This window comes from Aeromonas sp. Marseille-Q5825, from assembly GCF_946892685.1.
GTDB classification, from domain to species: Bacteria; Pseudomonadota; Gammaproteobacteria; order Enterobacterales; family Aeromonadaceae; genus Aeromonas; species Aeromonas rivipollensis.
This window is the reverse complement of sequence record NZ_CAMPOU010000007.1, coordinates 264,743-286,500: the sequence shown is the minus strand read 5'-3', so window position 1 is coordinate 286,500 and position 21,758 is coordinate 264,743. Positions and strand designations below refer to the sequence as shown.

The 21,758-nt window shown below is 62.5% G+C and carries 18 protein-coding genes; 11 read left to right on the top strand and 7 right to left on the bottom strand.

What is annotated here, in order from left to right; translation table 11 throughout:
• Positions 1 to 154 precede the first annotated feature (154 nt).
• Both OC537_RS19515 and OC537_RS19510 read right to left on the bottom strand, forming a co-directional pair.
• Positions 155 to 2,050, bottom strand: a complete 1,896-nt coding sequence (locus tag OC537_RS19515) for a PhoX family protein (RefSeq protein WP_262113748.1) — start codon at positions 2,048 to 2,050, stop codon at positions 155 to 157.
• Positions 2,051 to 2,249: 199 nt separating this feature from the next.
• Positions 2,250 to 3,155, bottom strand: coding sequence for an S-adenosyl-l-methionine hydroxide adenosyltransferase family protein (locus OC537_RS19510; RefSeq protein WP_262113744.1), 906 nt, complete (start codon positions 3,153 to 3,155; stop codon positions 2,250 to 2,252).
• Positions 3,156 to 3,328: 173 nt separating this feature from the next.
• Between OC537_RS19510 and OC537_RS19505 the strand changes: the two genes are divergently transcribed.
• Positions 3,329 to 3,790: a hypothetical protein gene (locus tag OC537_RS19505; RefSeq protein WP_262113742.1), complete on the top strand. Its 462-nt coding sequence runs from the start codon at positions 3,329 to 3,331 to the stop codon at positions 3,788 to 3,790.
• A gap of 9 nt (positions 3,791 to 3,799) precedes the next feature.
• Here the strand turns inward: OC537_RS19505 and OC537_RS19500 are convergent, their stop codons facing one another.
• Positions 3,800 to 5,029 (bottom strand): MFS transporter, encoded by a 1,230-nt coding sequence (locus OC537_RS19500; protein ID WP_262113740.1) that lies wholly within the window; start codon positions 5,027 to 5,029, stop codon positions 3,800 to 3,802.
• 236 nt (positions 5,030 to 5,265) lie between these two features.
• Between OC537_RS19500 and OC537_RS19495 the strand changes: the two genes are divergently transcribed.
• The 9 genes from OC537_RS19495 to OC537_RS19455 all read left to right on the top strand — a co-directional run bounded on the left by OC537_RS19495 (position 5,266) and on the right by OC537_RS19455 (position 14,589).
• A complete protein-coding gene (locus OC537_RS19495) occupies positions 5,266 to 6,183 on the top strand; it encodes a LysR family transcriptional regulator (protein WP_262113738.1) in 918 nt (305 codons plus the stop codon).
• A 137-nt stretch (positions 6,184 to 6,320) separates the two neighbouring features.
• Positions 6,321 to 6,944 carry a CsgG/HfaB family protein gene (locus OC537_RS19490; RefSeq protein ID WP_240454983.1) on the top strand — a complete coding sequence of 208 codons (624 nt, stop codon included), beginning with the start codon at positions 6,321 to 6,323 and terminating at the stop codon, positions 6,942 to 6,944.
• 11 nt (positions 6,945 to 6,955) lie between these two features.
• Positions 6,956 to 7,315: a DUF4810 domain-containing protein gene (locus tag OC537_RS19485; RefSeq protein ID WP_139750739.1), complete on the top strand. Its 360-nt coding sequence runs from the start codon at positions 6,956 to 6,958 to the stop codon at positions 7,313 to 7,315.
• Positions 7,312 to 7,965, top strand: coding sequence for a DUF799 domain-containing protein (locus tag OC537_RS19480; protein ID WP_262113733.1), 654 nt, complete (start codon positions 7,312 to 7,314; stop codon positions 7,963 to 7,965). The genes OC537_RS19485 and OC537_RS19480 overlap by 4 nt, the downstream gene beginning before the upstream one ends.
• Positions 7,966 to 8,184: 219 nt before the next feature.
• Entirely contained in the window at positions 8,185 to 9,660 is a 1,476-nt protein-coding gene (locus OC537_RS19475) for a GGDEF domain-containing protein (RefSeq protein WP_262113730.1), read from the top strand.
• 101 nt (positions 9,661 to 9,761) lie between these two features.
• Entirely contained in the window at positions 9,762 to 11,006 is a 1,245-nt protein-coding gene (locus OC537_RS19470) for a DEAD/DEAH box helicase (RefSeq protein WP_262113728.1), read from the top strand.
• A gap of 206 nt (positions 11,007 to 11,212) precedes the next feature.
• Positions 11,213 to 12,520: a ferric reductase-like transmembrane domain-containing protein gene (locus OC537_RS19465; RefSeq protein WP_410050484.1), complete on the top strand. Its 1,308-nt coding sequence runs from the start codon at positions 11,213 to 11,215 to the stop codon at positions 12,518 to 12,520.
• A gap of 207 nt (positions 12,521 to 12,727) precedes the next feature.
• Positions 12,728 to 13,123, top strand: a complete 396-nt coding sequence (locus OC537_RS19460) for a hypothetical protein (protein ID WP_262113724.1) — start codon at positions 12,728 to 12,730, stop codon at positions 13,121 to 13,123.
• 740 nt (positions 13,124 to 13,863) lie between these two features.
• Entirely contained in the window at positions 13,864 to 14,589 is a 726-nt protein-coding gene (locus tag OC537_RS19455) for a hypothetical protein (protein ID WP_163137973.1), read from the top strand.
• A 519-nt stretch (positions 14,590 to 15,108) separates the two neighbouring features.
• Here OC537_RS19455 and OC537_RS19450 read toward each other — a convergent pair.
• Positions 15,109 to 16,812, bottom strand: coding sequence for an amidase (locus OC537_RS19450; RefSeq protein WP_262113721.1), 1,704 nt, complete (start codon positions 16,810 to 16,812; stop codon positions 15,109 to 15,111).
• A gap of 270 nt (positions 16,813 to 17,082) precedes the next feature.
• Positions 17,083 to 18,180, bottom strand: a complete 1,098-nt coding sequence (gene aguA / locus OC537_RS19445; RefSeq protein ID WP_262113718.1) for an agmatine deiminase — start codon at positions 18,178 to 18,180, stop codon at positions 17,083 to 17,085.
• A gap of 146 nt (positions 18,181 to 18,326) precedes the next feature.
• On the opposite strand from aguA, the gene OC537_RS19440 reads away from it, so the two are divergent.
• Positions 18,327 to 19,238: a LysR family transcriptional regulator gene (locus tag OC537_RS19440; protein WP_139751666.1), complete on the top strand. Its 912-nt coding sequence runs from the start codon at positions 18,327 to 18,329 to the stop codon at positions 19,236 to 19,238.
• A 271-nt stretch (positions 19,239 to 19,509) separates the two neighbouring features.
• Here OC537_RS19440 and OC537_RS19435 read toward each other — a convergent pair whose 3' ends face one another.
• Positions 19,510 to 20,922: a DUF2252 domain-containing protein gene (locus tag OC537_RS19435; RefSeq protein WP_234569311.1), complete on the bottom strand. Its 1,413-nt coding sequence runs from the start codon at positions 20,920 to 20,922 to the stop codon at positions 19,510 to 19,512.
• 98 nt (positions 20,923 to 21,020) lie between these two features.
• On the bottom strand, positions 21,021 to 21,593 hold the full coding sequence (locus tag OC537_RS19430) for a TetR/AcrR family transcriptional regulator (protein ID WP_262113711.1): 573 nt from the start codon (positions 21,591 to 21,593) through the stop codon (positions 21,021 to 21,023).
• Positions 21,594 to 21,758: the final 165 nt, after the last annotated feature.

The following is a 21,758-nucleotide window of genomic DNA, read 5'->3' as shown; positions in this document are numbered from 1 at the left end:
CAGGGTGATGGTCACCAACAAGTCCCTGCGGCCGGTTGCGCGCCTCTATGCTGCCCCCTGCAGGGTAACCGCCCTTGCCGCCCGTTGCGCCCGTCAACGACAGAGCCGCCCGCAGGCGGCTCTTTTCATCACAGGCAGGGCGGGTTGGCGGCCGTCAGGCCCCTATGATGCCGCCATCGTCCCGGGTGATCCGCAGCACGGCGGAGCGGGGAATGCTGGTGCCGCCGTCCGGGAAGTGGGAAGGCGCCAGCTCTTCACCCGGGTGCTGCACCCCGACGAACAGGGTGCGCCAGTCCGGGCTGAAGGTGAGCCCCGTGATCTCGCAAGCAATGGGGCCGGTCAGGAAGCGGCGCACCTCGCCGCTCGCCGGATCGGCGCACAACATCTGGTTGTTGCCCATGCCGGCAAACTGCTTCTCGTTGGAGTAGTCGCCGTCGGTCTGGATCCAGAGCCGCCCCGCCTCGTCGAAGCCGATGCCGTCCGGGCTGTTGAACATGTTGTCCGGGGTGATGTTGGCACTGCCCGCCATTAGCCCCTCTTTATAAACGCCGGGGTTGCCCGCCAGCAGGAAGAGATCCCACTCGAAGCTGTCGCTGCCGTGATCGCCCGCGGTCGGGCGCCAGCGGATGATCTGGCCATAGGGGTTCTCGGCCCTGGGGTTGGCGCCATCCAGGGGCTGGTTCTCCTTGAGGCCGCGGTTCTTGTTGTTGGTCAGGGTGCAGTAGGCCTCGGCCCTGTGGGGATGCACGGCCACCCATTCCGGCCTGTCCATGGTGGTGGCGCCGAGCCGGGTCGCGGCCTCCCGGGCGAAGATGAGCACCTCCCCCTGATCGGCGAAGCCATTCTCCCTGGTCAGGCCGTGCTGGCCGTGCACCAGGGGTAGCCACTGGCCTGTGCCCTTGAGCTCCCCCTCCTTGGCCTCGAAGCGGGCCACATAGAGGGTGCCTTCGTCCAGCAGATCCCGGTTGGCAGGGTCATTGCCCGGCGCCACCTTGTTCTTCGAGACGAAGCGGTAGATGTGCTCCCCCCGCTCATCATCGCCGAGGTAGACCACGGCGCGGCCATCCTGGTTGACGGTAAAGGCCGCGTTCTCATGCTTGAAGCGGCCAAGGGCAGTGCGCTTCTTCGGGGTGGAGGCGGGATCGCGCGGGTCTATCTCCACCACCCAGCCGAAGCGGTTCGGCTCCTGGGGGTGTTTGGCGAGATCGAAGCGCTCGTCGAACCTGTGCCAGCCAAAGCCCGCATCCTCGGCGGCCAGGCCGTAGCGGGCGGCGCGCTTGTCCAGCACCGGCTTGCCCGCACTGCCGAAGTAGCCGTTGAAGTTCTCCTCGCAGGTGAGGTAGGTGCCCCAGGGAGTCTGGCCGTTTGAACAGTTGTTGAAGGTGCCGAGGGCGGTGCGCCCTTCAGGATCAGCCTGGGTCTTGAGCAGGGCATGGCCTGCCGCCGGGCCGCTCAGTGTCATGGGGGTGGTGGCCGTGATGCGGCGATTGAGGGCCCCCTTGGGGTTCGCCTGCCACTTGCCATCGATGCGCACCAGCTCCACCAGAGAAACCCCGTGGGCCGCCTGGGCCTTGGCGACGGCGCCGGCATCGAGCGCCTTGCCGCCATCCGCAAACAGGTATTCGTAGTTGGTGTATTCGTTGTTGACGGCGAGCAGGGCGCGATCCGGCCCCAGGGGGAAGAAGCTCATGCCGTCGTTGTTGTCGCCAAACTGGCGCGCCTGGGCCTTGGCGTCATTGCTCTGGCTGAAGGCGGGGGCATCGGCGAACAGGGCATCCCCCCAGGCGATCAGCACCTCGGCCTTGTAACCCGGTGGCACCACTATGGCGTCGGCTACAGAGGCGGGCACGGCCTGGAAGCCCAACAAAGGCTGGGTCGCGGCAGCCACGGCGCGGGCCACCGGGCTCGCGGCGAAGAAGGCCACCATGCTGGCGGCGCCGACTCCCTTCAAGAAGCCCCGGCGGCTGAGGCCGGCCTCGATCAGGCGGTTGAACTCAGGCTCTTGTTCACGGGGGTGGTTGGCGCTGTCTTTCTCGTCAAAACGGCTCATCGGCTTTTCCTTGTTCTCTCTGCTGGCATCATGGCTCACGAATTTGCTCCGGCCACAGCATGGCGAGCATGTATTAAGCAATGATGACAATTGACACCCATTAGCGGCACACGCAGTCAGGAGGCCGGGCAGGCAGAGGGCTCAATGCAAGAGGGAGGCATTGCGCCTCCCTCTTGCCATCGATGTTGCCGCTAGCCTGTCAGCACTTCTTCAGGCTGACGTGCCAGTTGGCACCGGATTGCACCTGGTGCTTGGCGGCGAAGCTGTCCATGTTCAGCGCCACCGAGACCTGCAGCAGGCTGTTGAGGTAGATAAGCGGCTGCCCTTCCGGCACATCGCCGAAGCTGCTGACGTAGGGGGCCTTGCCCTCGTATTTGAGCGCATCCCCCTCGCTTATCCTGAAGCAGGCCTGGTCCCCCTTGTTGATCCCCGCCTTGGTCAGCAGGGCATCGTCGATATTGGTCCAGACGTTGCCGTACTGCACATCCAGGATGGGGATGGTGCCCTTCAGGGTGCCATCTTGCTCGGCCACCGCCGGCTGGTAGGGAATGGTCACCACCTCGGCGGGCAGCAGGGGCCCCACCTGCTCAAAACCGATGGCGCCGGAGGCGAGCCGCGCCCCCGTGTAGGCGTAGACGTCGCGACCGTGGAAGGTATAGGACTTCTCGGAGCCCTTGAGCCGGTTGCGCTTCTCGTCTATCTGGCGCACCGCCTCTATGCCGAAGTGCTCGGCTACCAGGGTCAGGGTACCGTTGTCCGGGGAGACAATGTAGTGGCCGCTCTTGGTCTTGAGCACCACAGACTTGCGATCCGTGCCGACACCGGGATCCACCACGCTCACGAAGACGGTGCCCTTGGGCCAGTAGTTGAGGGTCTGATAGAGGCGGTAGGACGCCTCCCAGATGTTGTAGGCCGGGATCTCGTGGGTCAGATCCTGCAGCGGCAGCGTCCTGTCCACCCCGAAGGCGACCCCCTTCATGGCGGAGACGGCGCCATCCTTGAGGCCGAAGTCGGTCTGGAACACCAGAGCCTCGCTTGCGAAGGCGCCAGCCCCCACCAGAGAGAGGGCGAGGACCAGGGCGCGGGGAAGGGTACGAATATCCATATCAGAACTCCTTGTGAAGGATGCAACAGAGAAATAGAAATCTAGACGTCCAGAATGCCATTTCATATCTCCTTTGCAACCCCTGATGCCCGAATGGGGAGAAAAGAGTCGCCAATCCGGCCCGTGGGGGTGTATCCATGGTGCTGGCCAGGCAGAGTCACGGAGACAGTGAGATGACGAAGACGGGAAGCAGCACACTTTTGCTGAGTCTGGGTGACAGGGAGAGCCGGGTAAGGCTCACCGGAGAGGATGGCGTCAGCCGGGAGTTCGTCCTGGCCCTGGGCCTGGATGCCCTGACCCCAGGCCCCTTTAGCCGGGATCCGCCGACACCCCTCGAGCTGGAGCAGGCCATCATGGTGGTGGAGGATGTGCTGATGCCCCTCGCGGCCCATGTTCCGCCTCACCCTCTGGTAGAGCTGCACAGCCCAGTGCCCCTGGCCGAGGCCCTCGGCAGCCATGAGTTGAGCCGGGAGAGCATAGAGCGGCTGTTCGGCCAGCTGGTCGCCATGGTGGAAGGGGATCCCCTGGCATCGGCCCAGTTGCCCAGAGATCGCCGTTTCGCCGCCGCCCTGCTGATCCTGCGGGAGTGGATGCACCATCTGGATGCCGGGAGCGTCGCTCTGGTCGACCAATGACGACGCCAGTCAGGGGGCGGGCTCGAAGCGCCTGCGCGACAGGGCCCAGGCCAGCACCAGGCTGATCAGCGTGCTGCCGACGGCGAGCAGATCCAGCGCCGCCAAGAGACCCGCCCCATCGCTCACCCAGCCCAGCAACACGGGCACCCAGTTCGCCACATAGGCGATCACATAGAAGAGGGAGACCAGCCGCGCATGGCTGGCCGGGGGCGCGATGCGATTGATCAGGGTCGCGCTGCCCACAAAGACAGCCCCCTGGGCGTAACCCGCCACCAGCAGCCCGAGCCCCGCCAGCCAGGCCGGCAAACCGTGCACGGCACCGGCAAACAGCAGCACGCAGAGCGCCAGGGCCAGACAGCCGCTTTGCAGGGTGTGGCGGGCATCGAGGCGACGCGCCCACAACTGGCAGAGCCCGGAGAACACCAGATAGGCCGCGATGAGATAGCCGAACAGCCCCAGATCCCTCATCCCCAGCAACTGGCTCACCACCTTGGGGCCCATGGCCAGCAGGCTGGCCGCCACCGCCCAGGCGGTGAAGAGTGCCAGGGCGCAGAGCAAGAACCCGGCCCCGTGGCCCTGAGCCCCTCCCCAGGGAGCCCCCGCCCTGCCCCTCGCCAGGGGCGCCGCCATCCTGGCGCCCCTGGGCCAGCTCAGCACCAGACCCGCGATGGCGCAGCCCGCCATCCCCAGGATCAGCAGAAATGGCAATGTGGTCGGGTAGAAGTCCAGTTGCAGCGCCAGGCCGCTGAACACTGGCCCCAGCACCAGCCCGGCGGTGAAGGAGAGGGTGGCGCTCAGGGCCGCCCGCTTGCCGCCGTCCTTGGGGCCAAAGCGCAGCAGCGCCACATTGGCGGCGCCGGTCAGGGCCCCAGTGCCTATCCCGGCCAGGACCCGCGCCAGCAGCAGCGACCAGAAGCTGTCGGCCAGGGAGAAGAGCAGGGCGCCCCCCGCGACCGCCAGCAGGGCGGGCAGTATCAGGGTGCGCAGATCCCCGACCCTTCCCGCCAGGTTGCCCACCCCGAACAGGGCGATCAGCACGCCCCCCGCATAGCCGCCATAGATGAGGCTGAGGCCGAGATCGCTCAGGGCCAGCGCCGCCTGATAATGGGGATAAAGCGGGGTGGGCACGCTGCTGTTGAGCAGGGCCGACATCAGGGCCAGGGCCAGAAACCAGAGCAGGCGGGGGCGAACATCGACCTCGCTGCCGTGGGCAGCAGTTGGGGCGCAGGGGGATGACATCAAGACTCCAATCACAAACAGGGGAAGCGCTATCGGGAGCGACATCATAGCGATCCCGCCCGGCTCGGGCTGCGGCAGTTCTGCATCATGGCGATTCAAACTTGCATCACAGGGGCGCTTGCCCCGTACCGCCTTGAGTGCTCAGGTGCGGATCGAGCGGCCTCTTGTGCTGCCGTCCCCGCTGACATCTAATACCCCGGCGCCAATCGGGCGTCCTGCTTGGGCGAGGAGCAAGCATGATCAACTGGGATGACGCCCGCTTCTTTCTGGCCCTGGCACGGCGGGGCAGCCTGCGCCGGGCCGGCCTCGAACTCGGGGTCGATCAGGCCACCGTCGGGCGGCGGGTCAGCCTCTTCGAGCAGCAGCTGGGGGCCAAGCTGTTTATCCGCACCCCCAGGCACTATCGGCTCAGCCCACTGGGGGAGACGCTCCTGCCCCAGGCAGAGGCCATGGCACAGGCGGCCCTGGCCATGGATCGCGCGGCCAGCCTGGGGGAGCTGGAGGGGGAGATCTGCATCGCCACCACGGATACCCTGGCCCAGGGCTTCGTGCTGCCGGCCTTCAGCCTGCTGCGCCAGCGCCACCCCGGCATCCGCCTCAAGCTGCTGACCGCGGTCAGCGTGAGCGACATCCCCAATCAGGAGGCGGATCTGGCCATTCGCAGCCTGCGCCCCGAGCAGGGGGATCTGGTGGTCAAACGGCTCGCCACCATCAAGATGGGGCTCTACGCCTCCCCCGACTACCTGGCCCGCCGTGGCACGCCCCACTCGGGCCAGGCGCTGCATCAGCACGACCTGCTGCTCTTTCCCAGGGAGCTGGTGGCCCGCCACTGGCTGAGCCTGTGCGGCGAACCTCTCCATGAGCCCAATGTGGTGCTGCAGAGCAACGCCCAGCTGGTGCTGATGGAGGCCGCCCGCCAGGGCCTCGGCATAGCCCTGCTCTCCACCTTCCTCGCCGAGGAGGACCCAGGCCTGGTGCGCCTGCTGCCTGGCCAGCACGACCCCATCGACATCTGGATGGTGCTGCACCCGGATGTGCAGAAGACGGGACGGATGCGTGCCCTGGTGGCAGCCCTGGAGGAGGTGTTCCAGCGCCATCAGGAGACCCGGTCCCCTGCCCTCCCCGCCACCCCGGCCCAAACGCACACCGATTGAGCGGTTATGCCCCCCATACGGGGCACTTTCTTCGCAGCGAACCATGCTAGAGTCCGCCGTTGTTTTTTCCTTAAATAACGGGGCCTTACATGAAGAAGTTTGTTGTTTCATCCAGTGTCATTTTGATGGCGGTATTGTTGACAGCTTGTGCAAGCGAGTCGTCGCGCTCCCTGGAAGTGCCCAAAGTCGCCTCTTATCAGAGCCACTATCAGGGCACTCGCAGCCCCATCGCCGTCGGCAAGTTTGATAACCGCTCCAGCTACATGCGTGGCATCTTCTCCGACGGCGTTGACCGACTGGGCAGCCAGGCGAAAACCGTGCTGATCACCCATCTGCAGCAGACAGGCCGCTTCAGCGTGCTGGATCGCGACAACATGGAAGAGATCAAGGCGGAAGCCGGGATCAAGCAACAGGCCCAGCAGCTCAAGGGCGCCGACTATGTGGTCACAGGTGACGTCACCGAGTTTGGTCGCAAGGAAGTCGGTGATCATCAGCTGTTTGGCATCCTGGGTCGCGGCAAGTCCCAGATCGCCTATGCCAAGGTCAACCTCAACATAGTCAAGGTCACCACCTCTGAAGTGGTCTTCTCGTCCCAGGGCGCCGGGGAGTACGAACTCTCCAACCGCGAGATCGTCGGCTTCGGCGGCACCGCCAGCTACGACTCCACCCTGAACGGCAAGGTGCTGGATCTCGCCATCCGGGAAGCCGTCAACAACCTGGTGAGCGGCATCGAGACCGGCGCCTGGCGCCCGGCCCAATGAGGAGAGACGAGATGACCATGTCCAAGCTTTCCCTGCTGCTGGCCAGCGGCCTGCTGCTGAGTGCCTGTGCCCAGGCACCAAAGACGCTCTACAACTGGGATCAATACCAGGGGGTGGTTTACCAGCACATGCAGGGTGAGGACACCGGGGTTGAAGCCCAGATCGATGCGCTGGAGAAAAACCAGCAAGAGGCCAGCGCCAAGGGCCAGGCGGTGCCGCCCGGCTTCCACGCTCACCTGGGCATGCTCTATGCCCAGCTCGGCAAGGATGCGCAGACCCGCGAGCAGTTCGAGACCGAGAAACGCCTCTTCCCGGAATCGGCACCCTTCATGAACTTCCTGATGTCCAACCAGAAGGGGGCGACCCAATGACACTGCGCACTTTCCTTGCCCTGATGCTGGGCACCCTGCTGCTGAGCGGCTGCGCAAAGGGCCCCGGCTACGACTACGGCAACTTCAAGGAGAGCAGACCGACCTCCATCCTGGTGTTGCCACCGGTGAATCACTCGCCTGATATCAAGGCGGGGGCCAGCCTGCAGTCCCAGATCACCTACCCGCTCGCCGAGTCCGGCTATTACGTGCTGCCGGTGGCGGTCACCAACGAGACCTTCCGGCAGAACGGGGTGACCGAGCCGACGGACATCCATGCCCTGCCCATCAAGAAGCTCCACGAGATCTACGGTGCCGATACCGCGCTGTACCTCGACATCAAGGACTACGGCACCAGCTATCTGGTCATCTCCAGCGAGACCGTGGTCACCGCCAGCGCCCGCCTGGTGGATCTGCGCACCGGCAAGCTGCTGTGGGAAGGCAGCGCCAGCGCCAGCAGTGCCGAACAGCAGAGCAATTCGGGAGGCGGCCTCATCGGCATGCTGGTGGTGGCTGTCGTCAACCAGATTGCCAATACCATCACCGACAAGGGCCATGAAATCGCCGGGATCACCAGCATAAGGCTGCTCAGCGCCGACATGCCCAACGGCATTCTCCATGGCCCCTACTCACCGAAGTCCCAGACAAGGTAAGTCCCCCAGGCCCAGTACGACAGAGGGCGTCATGCCCTCTTATTCCGCTACCACCACCAGTTTGCCCTTCCCTTGCCATCGCATGTGACGTGATCGTCTATCTTGTTGATATTAGAGTTCATTTTTCGTGCACTGGTTGCTCAGCCCCCCAATTTCGTCTGGTGATGCCGGGCAAAATCAGTTACAAAAAGCCCCTCTTACCCTGGGAAACATCACCCCATGACTGGATCACTGTTGCGTACCCTGCCCCGCAAGTGGCTGATGCGATTCACTCTGCTCTGTCTGGTGCTTGCGGGGTTGGTGCTGGTGTTCAACTACACCTACCTCAGCATCAGGCACGACATGCGGCTCATCACCGCCAAGCAGCAGAACGTGTTCGAGGTGTTTTATCAGCGGGCCCGCATACTGGCGCCGGAGAAGCTGGCCAGCTTCATCGACAACAGCAGCATCAAGACCCCCATCTTCAGCGAAAACGGGGATGCGACTGCCTATGTCTATGGCTATGACCTCGCCACCCTGGCTCGCCTGGCTGTCATTCCCATACTGCCGCCCGCCAACCAGATGCTCAGCACCTACCAATATCTGCTCTCCTACCCCGAGGTCCTCAACCTCTACGCCTTCTATAACGATCGGCGCATCCTTGGCATGGTGGGCGACAAGCGGATGCTTCCGGGCGAGCTGCAGCCGGTCAACACCAACCTCAATGACATAGAGCCCTGGACCCACTATTTCGGCTGCGCCGCCTTCGCCGCCACCCATGTTCCCTGCAGCACGGATGAGGCTCAGGTTTCTGACATCTACACCGACACCTTCACCGGGTTGAAGACCATCACCCTCTACTTCCCCTTCGTCTTTTACGATCCGGCGCTAGCGGACTACCGCTATGGCCTGACGGGCATAGACATCGCCATCGACGAGGCATTCAAGGATGTGTTGCGCCCCTTCGAGAGTCTCAACCCGACCCGGACTGTCCTCTCCTTCGAGGAGGTGGAGCCCTGCCGCCCCTGGCATATCTGCCTTAATACCCGCTTCATGCGGACCAAGGCCGGCAACGACCTCTTTCTCAAGTGGTCATACAGCTACGGCGATGTCGTCCGTGCCGTGCTCTATGGCCCGGCCTTCAAGCTCTATCTGATCGTCCTGCTGCTGCTCATGCTGACGGGCCGTGGCATCTACGGCCGCCTGCGCACCCTGGCACTGACAGATCACCTGACCCGGCTACCGCGACGGGACATCCTGGAACAAGCCCTGCTGAAGGAATACGACTTCCTGATGCTGCTGGACATAGACAACTTCAAGTCCATCAACGACACCCATGGCCACGGGGTGGGAGATCTGGCCCTCGTCGCTTTCGCCCGTCATCTGACGACCAACATGCGCAAGGGGGACAAGGCCATCCGCTGGGGGGGCGAGGAGTTTATCATCCTCTACAAGGGGCTCAATGACAGGGCCAGCATGCGCCAGGCCGTGACCCGCCTGCTGGCATCACAGCTTCAGATCCCGGAGCTGCCCGCCCCCATCACCTTCTCGGCGGGCGTCATCCGTATCCGCGATTACCTGACCGTCGCCGAGGCCACCGATCTCGCCGATGCGCTGCTCTACCACGTCAAGCAGCATGGCAAGCACAACATCGCCTATTACCAGGGGCAGGAGATCAGGCTGATCCGAGACCCGGGCACCAACCCGGTCACCTGATCGGCTCGGCTTCTGCCGCGCCCCCTCTATCTGCTACCATCCCGGCCACGATCATTGTTCCCGTCACGGCCCTGGCCGCGATAACCCCACACTGGTGCCCTATGTCCATTGCCTCCTTTGCCGAACTGGCCCTCTCCCCCCGCCTGCAGCAGACCCTGAGCGATCTCGGTTATGCCGCGCCCACCCCGGTGCAGGCCAGCGCTATCCCCCTCATTCTGGCGGGGCGGGATCTGATGGCGGGGGCCCAGACCGGCACCGGCAAGACCGCCGCCTTCGTGCTGCCGCTGCTGGAGCAGCTGATGCAACACCCAGCGAGCGACGCCGTCCGCCCCATCCGCGCCCTGGTGCTGGTGCCGACCCGCGAGCTGGCGGTGCAGGTCTTTGAGAGCGTGGCGCGCTACGGGCAGGGCACTAGCCTCACCAGCGCCCTGGTCTATGGCGGGGTCAGCATCGCCGCCCAGGTGGAGGCGCTTAAAGCCGGGGTGGATATCCTGATCGCCACCCCGGGCCGCTTGCTCGACCATCTGCGCCAGGGGGCCCTGAGCCTTGGAAGCCTCCGCCATCTGGTGTTCGACGAGGCGGACCGCATGCTCGACATGGGCTTTATGGACGAGATCACCGCCCTGCTCAGACAGATACCGGCGGATCGCCAGACCCTGCTGTTTTCGGCCACCTGCGATGACAACCTGTTTGCCTTGAGCCGCGTGCTCTTGCGCGACCCCGAGCTTATCGAAGTGGCACCGCGCAACACCACGGCAGCCGAGGTGGAGCAGCGGGTCTATGCGGTGGATGGGGAGCGCAAGCTGGCGCTGGTGGAGCACCTGATCAAGGTGAAGGGCTGGGCCCCTGTGCTCATCTTCAGCCGCACCCGTCAGGGGGCCGACAAGCTGGCCCAGCAGCTCGGCAAGGCGGGCATCAATGCGCTCGCCTTCCACGGGGATCTGTCGCAGAGCGCGCGGGAAAAAGTGCTGCTGGAGTTTCGCGCCGGCACCTTGCAGGCTCTGGTCGCCACCGACGTGGCGGCTCGCGGGCTGGATATCAGCGATCTCAACTACGTGATCAATCTGGAGTTCCCCCATCAGCCTGAGGATTACGTCCACCGCATAGGGCGCACCGGCCGCGCCGGCAACAAGGGGCTCGCCATCACCTTGTTCAGCCCGGAAGATGCGCCCCTGCTGGAGAAGGTGGAAGCCGTGCTCGACACCCGCTTGCCCCAGCAGTGGTTCCCGGGGTTTGAGCCCGATCTCACCCGCTTCGACCCCGAGCCGCGCCGCAGCGGCAAGGGCGCCCAGAAGCAGAAAGCCAGAAAGCAGGCGCTCGCGGGTGGCAAGGGCCGCAAAGGCTGACCTCTGAGGCACTTTCGGGGAGCCAGCCGGGTGCTCCCCGCCTGGCACCTGGACCTGACTCCCCTGCACTCCCCGCCTTGCTCTCTCCCCTGACCAGGCCGCCCAGAGCGGCCCCTTTGCCACAATCTGCTACAAAAGAGGTAGTAAAGGGGCACACTCTGGCCACAAACCGGGTGTGCAATAGGGACATGGACAAGGAGAACCCCATGAAAACCGCATCCCTCCGCTGGACCCTGCCCCTGACCCTCACCCTGATCTGGCTGCTTGGCTTGACCCAGTGGCCCACAGGCCTCTGGCCCTGGCGCCATGAACTGCTGATCCTGACCGGCTTGCTTGGCCTCGGCGCCATGACCCTCTCTTTGCTGCTGGCCCTGCGCCTGCCGAGGCTAGAAGTCTGGTGCGGCGGGCTGGATCGCATGTTGCACCTGCATCGCAGCAGCGCCCTCTGGGCCAGCAGCACCCTGGTTGCCCACTGGCTGCTGGTGGAAGCGCCCAAGTGGGCCGTCGCCGCCGACTGGCTGACCCGCCCGGCGCGCCGCGGTGCTGGTGCTGGTGCTGGTGCTGGTGCTGGTGCTGGTGCTGGTGCTGGCAACGATGCCCTGTGGCACAGCCTCGGCAATACCCTGGGTGAATGGAGTTTCTATCTGTTGATCGCCCTGGTGGTGGTCAGCCTGCTTGCCGTGGTGCGCTACGAGCGCTTCAAGGTGGTCCACCGGCTGGCCCCCGTCATCTACCTGATGGGCTGGCTGCACGCACTCTGCCTGCTGCCGCGCATCGGCGTCATGACACCGGTCGGCCTGACCTTGCTCATCGGCGGCGGGTTGGGGGCCATGGGGGCGCTCTACTCCCTGTTTGGGCGGGTGGGCCAGAATGCGCGCCACCAGGGAACGGTGATCACTCTCACCCCTCTGGATGAACGTACCCTGGAGATCAAGATTGCCCTTGCCACCGCCCTTCGCCACTACAATCCGGGCCAGTTCGCCTTCTTCGACTTCGCCGGGCGCGGCGAGCCCCACCCCTATACCCTGGTGGACGTCTCGGCGGATGGCCTCACCCTGACACTGGCCGTGCGTGCCCTCGGGGATCACACCCGCTGGCTGCACCAGCACCTCAAGGTGGGGGATGGGGTCACGGTGACAGGCCCCTATGGTGCCTTCGCCCTGCCCGACTCTGCCCCCGCCCTCTGGATGGGCGCCGGCATCGGCATTACCCCCTTCGTCGCCTGGCTGGAGGCCTTGGTGCGCCGTGGTGAGACACGCCCCGGCACCACCTTGCTGCAATGCGCCCCCACCGCCGAGGCCGCCCCCTATCACGCCCATCTGGCCGAGCTGTGCCGCCGGGCCGGGGTCGACTACAGGCTGCACCTGGAATCCGAGCGCGGTCGGCTGGATCTGGCCGCACTCGGGGCGCGGCAACGGGCCCCCGTCTGGTTCTGCGGCCCCGAGCCCATGGCGCAGACTCTGGGTGCCCACCTGACATCGCCGCTGCATCGGGAGCTGTTTCGCTTTCGCTAACCTCAAGGTGAGGCGCATGGATTCAAGCGCATCATCAAAATGGGCCTCCCCGGGGAGGCCCTTGTCAGATCTGATGCACCTCGCTCAGGGCCTGTGCTGACATCAACAAGACTCCGCTCTATGACAAAGACCATCACTTGGGTATTGATGCATACGGAATGAATAAGCATCATCTCGCGGCCCTCTGGTCATGGATTCGGATGTTGTATGTCCTTTGAGAAAAAACACGGTGATTTCATCTTCAATGTGCAGGATCACCTGGTCACCTGTGAGCTGATCGGCCCTTTCAATGAAGAGGGTATGCTGGCGTGGGTTGCGGAGATAAAGCGCGTGGTGGAGAGCCTCGACGGGAAGCGCTTCTGCGCCCTGGTGGACCATCGCCAGCACCAGGGGGTGGTGCAGTCCGCACTGCACCATCTGCAGGATATTTATTCGTGGCTTGCCCAGAAGAACCTGGTGGCCATCGCCTCCCTCTATTCGGCCCAGGTGCTCCATCACATCGCCCTCTCCTGCATGTCCCCCATCCATCCCGGCCACATTCAGGGGTTCAACAACCATCAGGAGGCCATCGCCTGGCTTGATGCGCAGTATGATTCGGACTAATCAGCGAAAGCCATTCACCCCTCCCGCTCGTTGTGATGCACGGGGGAAGCGCTGGGGTGAGGGAAGGTAAATACCAGGGATTCGCTACCCTCAGCGCCAACCGGCCAGCGCAATAGGCTGGTGTCGAGCCTGTGAAGCCCAACATACGAGAACGATATAGAAGGCAATGCCCAAACCACGTAGGGACGATTAGCACAGCGTAATCGTCCGCATACCGCCGCGCCCCGAGTCATGGCAAGACAGACAGGAAACTCTGGGCTCCTGCGGCCTCTAGGCGACCCCTTATCGCGATCGTCCGAATACGCTTCGCTGGCAGCAGCCCCTCACCCTAGCCCTCTCCCGAGGGAGAGGGGATGACCCCTGCCAATTCCAAGCCCAGTTGCCAGACCAAATCAGAGACGCATATTTGCTCCCTTCTCCCCTCGCGGGAGAAGGGCTGGGGATGAGGGGGAGGTAGCAATAAGTCCCATCATGTAGGGTCGATTAGCGCAGCGTCCGCATACCGCCACGCACCGAGTCATGCCAAGGCTGGCAACCCCCTGGATTCCAATGGCCTATAGGCGGCTCCCCTTCGCGATCGTCCAAATACGCCTAGCTATTCGAACCAACAAACCTAAATAGCCACAATCGTATTGCGGCACATCACACCTTGAAGTTAAACAGCTTCAGATAAGGCATTTGAAAGAGTATGCTAATAAATGATTCAATATAAATCACCGCCGAGTATTTAAAGGACTAATATGGCTGACTATATAAATAGCAATATCCTTAGCCAATCTTATGTTCATGTGGAGCCAGAATGGCTTGCTTCTATTAGTGGTAAAGTCAAACAAGAAGAAATAGAAAAAATAAAAGAGATAATAACAACACATGCAAAAGAAAGAATGAAATTTTTTCTTTATGACAACGTTGATATTGAAGTCGTTTTTGAAGATGGCTCAATTAAAGCTAAGATAACAGCTTATGGTCATATTGGCGTATTCTTGCTTGCTTTAGGCCATGGAATAACAAATTACCCTGAATACAGTAATGGGATCAGAGCTATAGTTACTGATGTAGCAAAAATCAGTGAGCTTGTAAACTCAGAGATATTGTTTCAAACAAAATCAAAACATAAGCATGAAATTATAAGAATTGAAGCAAGAAAAGGGGTGATAGGCTCACTTCACAACATAAACAAAAAGATAAACAGCATCAGTGATAAAACAAAAAATCATAAAGATAACGATCCTTCACTCATCTACCAAATGATTCTTGATTTACATGAGGATATTCTTTCATTAATGGATAAAATCAATGATAAAAACGACAAGGAATTAATACGAACATCTTTGATGGATGGAGTGAAAAACATAAACCTAAAGGTTGGTGTATTTGATCTTTCTGATCCAGCGGCGAAACCAATACATTCCGAGATATTAAAGGAACGAACTAAATTAGTAAAAAACCTACAAGATTACAAGTGACAAATATCTATTTTTAAATGTAATAACAGTATAGTGCATTTATTTAGATAAAATTCCAATCTCATAAATAGTCAGCTTATTTTAAACAATTTAAAAGCAAGGGGGCTGCAGGGTAACGCAGTGAATATTACCACCAGCCAACAGTAATCGCTTTTTATTTCGCCCCGAGTATCGTGGGCAGGTATCATGATGGCACTGCCTGTTCAATAAACCGAGTGCCTCATAAAGAGCCCAACGCCTTTTAATTCTGGAGCCCCCTACATAGCTGTTCCGAATAGTAGATCACTGCACTCGTACCGCTTCTACAGGTGACATGGAGCACACATCGTCGCTGAGCCTTGTCACCTCAGGCGTTGCCGTCAGATTGCACAAATTTCTTACGCCACAAGGCTTCCGGCAAGATGTAGCAGTATTAGGATCAGTTATTTAGCACGAGAAGTAAAAAAACCACCCGTATGGCAGGTGGTTTTGATCGCTTCTTAACAGGGCGCACCCTGTGTATTCACCACTTGGCACGTATCACCCCAACGGCGGCGTCCGTGGCGGCACCCTGCGCTTGCTGCCGGTGGACTCGAAGGCCGAGGCGACGCGCAGCAGGTTATTGTCGTCATAGGCGCGACCGGCGAAGGTCAGGCCCACCGGCATGCCGATATCGGCCATGATCCCCATGGGGACGGTGACGGTCGGCACGCCGAGATGGCGAATGGCGAGGTTGCCGTTGGCAACCCAGATGCCGTTGCTCCAGGCAATATCGGCGGATGCCGGATTCACGTCCGCGTCAGCGGGACCCACGTCGGCCACAGTCGGGAAGAGCACTGCGTCGAGCTTGAGCCCGTCCATCCACTCCTCGAGATCCAGCTTGCGGGTCCGCTCCAGCCCACGCAGGCCGTCCGGCACTGTGGGGATCTCATCCCAGGATTTGAGGCCGCGCTTGGCCATATTGACGTACTCGTCCATGCCCGCCGCCAGATCCCCCTCGCGGTTCGGCAAGGTGCCCGGATCGTGGGGGAAGATCTTGGGGCCATCGACATCGGCGAGTTTATTGAGCTTGGGATCGCCGTTGGCACGCAGGAAGTCGTCAAAGGCCCAGCCGGAGAGCTCCCACAGCTCGTCGTTGAGAAACTCCGGGGTCACTATGCCGCGATTGAACACGGTCGGCGCGCCCGGTCTGTCCCCTTCGCAGTTGGAGACCAGGGGGAAGTCCACTTCGATGACTTCGGCGCCAGCTGCTTCCAGCGCCTGACGGGCCTCTTCCCAGAGGGCAATCACGGACGGGCGGGTATGGATGCGCTGGCCGGTCGGGCCGCCGATGCCGGGGTTTTCACTGGTGCCAGCCAGTTCATCCTTGTTGATAAACATGCGCGGCACCCCGAGGCGCTTGCCCTTGAGGGCATCGGGCTTGGCGGCGAGATCCAGATAGGAAGCCGGGCGCACTTCCGAGGCCTTGGGGATCTTGACCCAGGGCTGCAGGCGCCACAGATCCCCACGGGTGTCGCTATCGTCGGCGACCACTACATCGAGCACTTCCAAAAGGTCTGCCATGGTGCGGGCATAGGGCACCACCACATCCATGGTCGGGGTCAGGGGCCAGTTGCCGCGCACTGAAATCACGCCACGTGATGGTGTGTAGGCACAGAGGCCGTTGTTGGAGGCAGGGCCACGGCCGCTCGACCAGGTCTCTTCGGCGAGACCGAAGGCAGAGAAGCTGGCGGCGGTGGCGGTGCCGGCCCCGTTGGAGGAGCCGGAGGCAAAGGGCGCGGTCAGGTAGTCGGCATTGTAGGGGCTCTCGGCACGGCCATAGACACCGCGCTGCATGCCACCATTGGCCATGGGCGGCATATTGGTTTTGCCAAGGCAGATGGCACCGGCGGCGCGCAGCCGCTCCACGGTAAAGGCATCGCGCTGGGCCACCAGATCCTTGAAGGCCGGGCTGCCGGAGGCGGCGGTCAGCCCCTTGACCAGATAGCTGTCCTTGGCGGTATAGGGGATGCCATCCAGCGGCCCCAGGGTCTCTCCACGGGCACGGCGGGCATCGGAAGCTTGCGCCTCTTTCAGCGCATCGGGATTGGGCACCACCACGGCATTGAGGCGGGTTTGTGTCTCGGGGCCGTTGTAAGCCTCGATACGGGCCAGATAGGCCTTGACCAGTTCGACCGCTGTGGTGCGGCCCGATTCGAGCGCGGCACGCAGCTCGGCAATGGAAACCTCGGTCACTTCGATCATGGGGATCTCCTGTAAAAGGGTGACTGTTTGTCATGATGATCGCCGCATCGGCGCCTGCGACCATCAGGTCATCAAGAGATAAAACCCCACTGCGTGGGGTTTTGAATACCAACTGGAACCGGTTTACGACCCGTCGCGAGAGGTCGTCAGCAAGGTGAAGAGCAGCACAGGAACCGGAGCGTATAAACATACGTGAGCCCTCGGTTTCACATAAGCGAGCTGCACATAAGCCTCCAATAACTGCCTCGCAGCAGGATCGTCATCCGGTTCTTACTGGCCGGAGGGGATCTGCTGGGTAATGCAGTGGATATTGCCACCCCCCAGCAGGATCTCGCGGGCCGGTACGCCGATAACGGTGTGCTCCGGGAAGATCTCTTCCAGAATGCGCTGGGCTTCGCCATCGGTGGCGGCATCCAGCAGCGGGTAGACGATGCTGCCGTTGGTAATAAGGAAGTTCACATAGGAACCGGCCAGACGACCTTCTGCCTCGCGCGGCACACCGCTGCCGCTCTCGACGCCGGCGGACTCCTCTTCGGTGCAGTAGAGCGGGCCCGGCTGGGGCAGCTTCCACACTTTCAGCTTGCGACCCTTGGCGTCGACCGCCGCTTCAAGCACCTTGAGGGCGGCCAGGGAGCGCTCGTATTGCGGGTCAGTCTCGTCATCGGTCCAGTGCAGGGCCACTTCACCCGGGCGCACGAAGCAGCAGATGTTGTCGATGTGGCCGTCGGTTTCGTCCATGTAGACGCCCTCGTCCAGCCAGATAAAGCTCTGCACGCCCAGATAGTCGCGTAAGTAAGCTTCGATCTGATCCTTGCTCAGGTGCGGGTTGCGGTTCTCGTTGAGCAGGCACTCGGCCGTGGTCATGCAGGTGCCTTCGCCATCCACGTGGATGGAGCCCCCTTCCAGAATGAGCGGCGCGTCGTAGCGATCCATGCCGTGCTGCTCCAGCATCCGGGCTGCCACTTCCTCATCCTGATTCCAGGGGTAGTAGAGACCGCCCTTGTGGCCGCCCCAGGCGTTGAAGCCCCAATCCACCCCACGGCACTCGCCGGCAGCGTTGGTGACTATGGTCGGGCCTGTATCGCGGGCCCAGCAGTCATCGCTGTTCATCTCCACCAGGGTGACGTGGGCGGGCATGATGGCGCGGGCCTGCTCCATAAACTGTTCCGGCACCCCCATAAAGACAGGGGTGGCCTGACCTATGGCATCCGCCACCTTGGCGAAAGTGGCCTGCGCGAAGCGACCGGCCTCCCGCCAGTTGTCCAGGCGGAACGGCCAGATCATCCAGACGGCCTGCTGGTGCGCCCACTCGGCGGGCATGGTGAAGCCGTCGGCGGCCGGAATGGAGTTGATGGTCTTGATGCTCATCGCAAGGCTCCTTGCATGGATTGAGGCCCCCACCTTGACCTGGGAACCCTGGAAAAATAAGAGTGGGTCGCAGTGTAAGAAGTTGCGTGCCCATCCATCAAATGAATAGGATGGATTGTCCCATAAACACGGCGAATAATCCCCCCATGAAACTGCACCAGCTCGACCTCAATCTGCTGCTCGCCCTTGACGCCCTGATGACGCAAGGCAGTGTGACCCGCGCCGCCGAGTCGCTCTTTATCAGCCAGCCCGCCATGAGCCACGCCCTCAATCGCCTGCGGGCCTTCTTTGACGATCCGCTGCTGGTGCGCACGCCCCAGGGGATGCTGCCGACCCCGCGGGCCCAGCGGCTGCATCTGGGGGTGCAGCAGGTGCTGCGGCTGCTGGAGCAGCAGCTCTCCGAAGAGGAGCTGTTCGAGCCGCGCCAGTCGAAGCGCCGCTTCGTGCTCTGCACCACGGATTACGTGGAGTGCGTGCTGATCCCGCCCCTCATCCAGCGCCTCAGGAAGCTGGCCCCCGGGGTCACCATAGAGATCCGCATACTGCGCGACACCCTGCCGGAGGCGGAGCTGGCGAGCGGCGAGATCGATCTGGTGCTGGGGTTTGACGAGTACATGCAGGTGCCGGGCTATCTAGGCAAGGAGACCTGGCTCACCGAGCCCCTGGCCGGACTGGTGCGCGCCACCCTGGAGCTGGAGGAGGAGCGCATCACCCTAGCGCAGCTGATTGACATGCCCCACGTATTCCACTCGCCGCTGGGCACCTCGGAGGCGAGCCTGGACAGCTACCTGAAGAGCCTGGGCCATAGCCGCACCATCTCGGTCAACAGCCAGAGCTATATGTCCGCCGCCGCCATCGTCAGCCAGAGCGACCACCTCTTGGTGCTGCCGAGCATGGTGGCCGAGCTGCTCGCCAACCACTGGCCGCTGAAAAGCCTGCCCCTGCCGGCGGACGTGCCGGATTACCATCTCAACTGCGTCTGGCACCCGGTGCATGCGCAACAACCGGCCTTGATCTGGTTGAAGGCGTTGATGAAGGAGCTGGTGAGTCCTCAATAAAAGGGACATACAAACTGCGTCTGGCACACTCAATCACCATGCCCAACAGCCCGCCCTGATATGGCTGAAGGACCTGATGAAGGAGCTGGTGAGCCCTGACTAATCCCCCTCATCCCCAGCCCTTCTCCCGCGAGGGGAGAAGGGAGCAGAGACCTGGTCTGTGGAAAAATCTTGGCAACCAACAGGTGGACTCCTTTGCTAGCCTCGTCTCGACCAGCTCCTCGATCAATTCCCTCTCCCTCCGGGAGAGGGCCAGGGTGAGGGGAAGCGTTCACCTCGCCTCTGAGGCGACCGGCAGCTCCCCGCGGGCGATGGCGGCCAGCAGCAGGGCGTGATCTTCCCGGGTGCGCTGGCCATAGGCCACGGCGAAGTCGGCGATGGCCTCATCCATCACCTCCGACTTGCCGAGGTAGCCGGCGATCTGGGCCGCATCCCCGGACTTGGCATGGGCCAGCGCCAGGGCCCAGCCGCACAGCTGGCAATACTCGACGAAGTGGCGGGGCTTGACCATGCCAGGGGTGATGTCGATGCCCCCCTTCATGTCCCGCAGCTGGCGCACGTAGAAGTGACGGCCCCTGAGATCGCACCAGCCGAGGAAGATATCCGGCGATCCCTGGATCATCCGCTGGCCCCGCACCACCCGCCGCCCCTGGTTGCCGCTGTCGTCTTCCGAGGTGAAATAGGGGGCCAGCACCGAGGGTTGCGCCTCCTTGACCTGCAAGAAGAGGGGATCGTCATCGTCTGCGCCGGTCAGCAGGATCACCCAGCAGCGGGTGCCCACGCTGCCCACCCCCACCACCTTGCGCGCCACGTCCACGACCCTGTAGCGGCGCAGCAGTATGCGCCTGTCCTCCGGCAGAGAGGCGAGATAGGCCTCCAGCAACTCGCCGAGCACCTCATAGACGGCCTCCCCGTCCTCGGTGTGGGTCTCGCGGATGACGAAGGGGTGGAGTTCGCGGATCCTGTGCTGATCGTCCACCAGATCCGTCATCTTGCCGAGCACCTGCAGGTGGTTGCGGCCCCGGGCCTTGGCGAAGGTGGCCTTGACCCTTCTGTGGGCATCGACGGAGAAGGCATCGAGCACCGAGGCCTGTTCGATGTGATCGTACCAGACCCTCATAAAGCCCATCTTGCCGTATTCCCGCAGCTTGGTGCGGTAGCCGGTCGCTATCATCTTGGCCGCCTCCCGCTGGCGGGCGGCATCGGCCCCCAGGTACTCGGCCGCCACCAGGGCGCTGGCGGCCAGGCGCTTGAGATCCCACTCCCAGGGGCCGAGGTGGGTCTCATCGAAGTCGTTGATGGCCAGCACCAGGTTGCGCTCGGCGCTCGCATAGAGGCCGATATTGGCGACATGCATATCGCCACAGGCCTGGACCATGAGGCCGGAGTGGGGGGTGGCGACGAGATCTCCCGCCATGATGGCGGCCGCACCGCGCAGGAAGGCGAAAGGGGACTCCTGCATCCTGGCATGGCGCACCGGCACCAGCTGCTTCAAGCGAGTGGCGGCCTGGGCCTTGAGCACGGCGATGGGATCCCTGTCATAGGGTGCGGGCGGCAGCCAGGAGTGCGCTTCGCGAGGAAACTGTTCCCGCAGGGCCTTGCCGGCGGCGAACCGCTGCGCAATGGAGAGCCGTGGCGTGGTGAAGTGCGCCAATATAGCCCGAGACGTTGCCTTTCTGGTCATTCCCTTTCCTCCTGCCGATATCCTCACCATCAAGATGGAAGAGGGGGCAGGCAGGGGCAAGCAACGGGGACAAATATAGGGCCGGGGCCAGACCGGATTCAGTGCCTGGGGGTCAGGGCCGCCATCAGCTGGTCGACGACCGCACCCAGCAGGGCGCGGTCTGGATGGCACTGGGCGAAGGTCACCAGCCCCTGGATGTTGACCTGCAAGAAGGCTGTCAGGGTGGGGATGTCCCCCCCGGGGGCCAGCTCCCCCCGCTCGCTGGCCTGACGCAGCAACTGCGCCAGGTCGCTTTCCAGCTCGCCATAGATGACCTTGAAGCGCAGGTGCAGCTCTTCGTCCTGCTCCGCCAGCTCCATCAGGGTGCGGGTCAGCAGGCAGGAGCCCTGCAGGGCATCGTCCACCAGCTGGGTGAAGAAGGCCTTCAGCCCGGCCAGCGGGCTTGGCTGATCGAAGCAGCGACGGCGCTGGGCGCCCTTCTCCTGCACATAGTGATCGACCGTCGCCAGCAGCAGGCCCCGCTTGTTGCCAAAGGCGGCATAGAGACTGCCCGGGTGCAGCCCGGTCGCCGCCACCAGATCCTGCATGGTGGTCTTGGCATAGCCTCTGGCACGAAACGCCTCCATGGCGCTTCGCAGGACAAGGTCCCGATCAAATTCGGCACTGCGCATGGGATCTCCGCTGGCAAGGACCCGGCGTACCGGGGAACAGGGCGGCAAGTTTACCCCAGCAGGCAGGCAAGACCAATCCATGTTGAATGCTTGCTCAAAAAAGACTTGCGTACAAACCAAAAAACGTCTTGAATGCCCATTCAAGAATCACCCCCGAGGACGCTC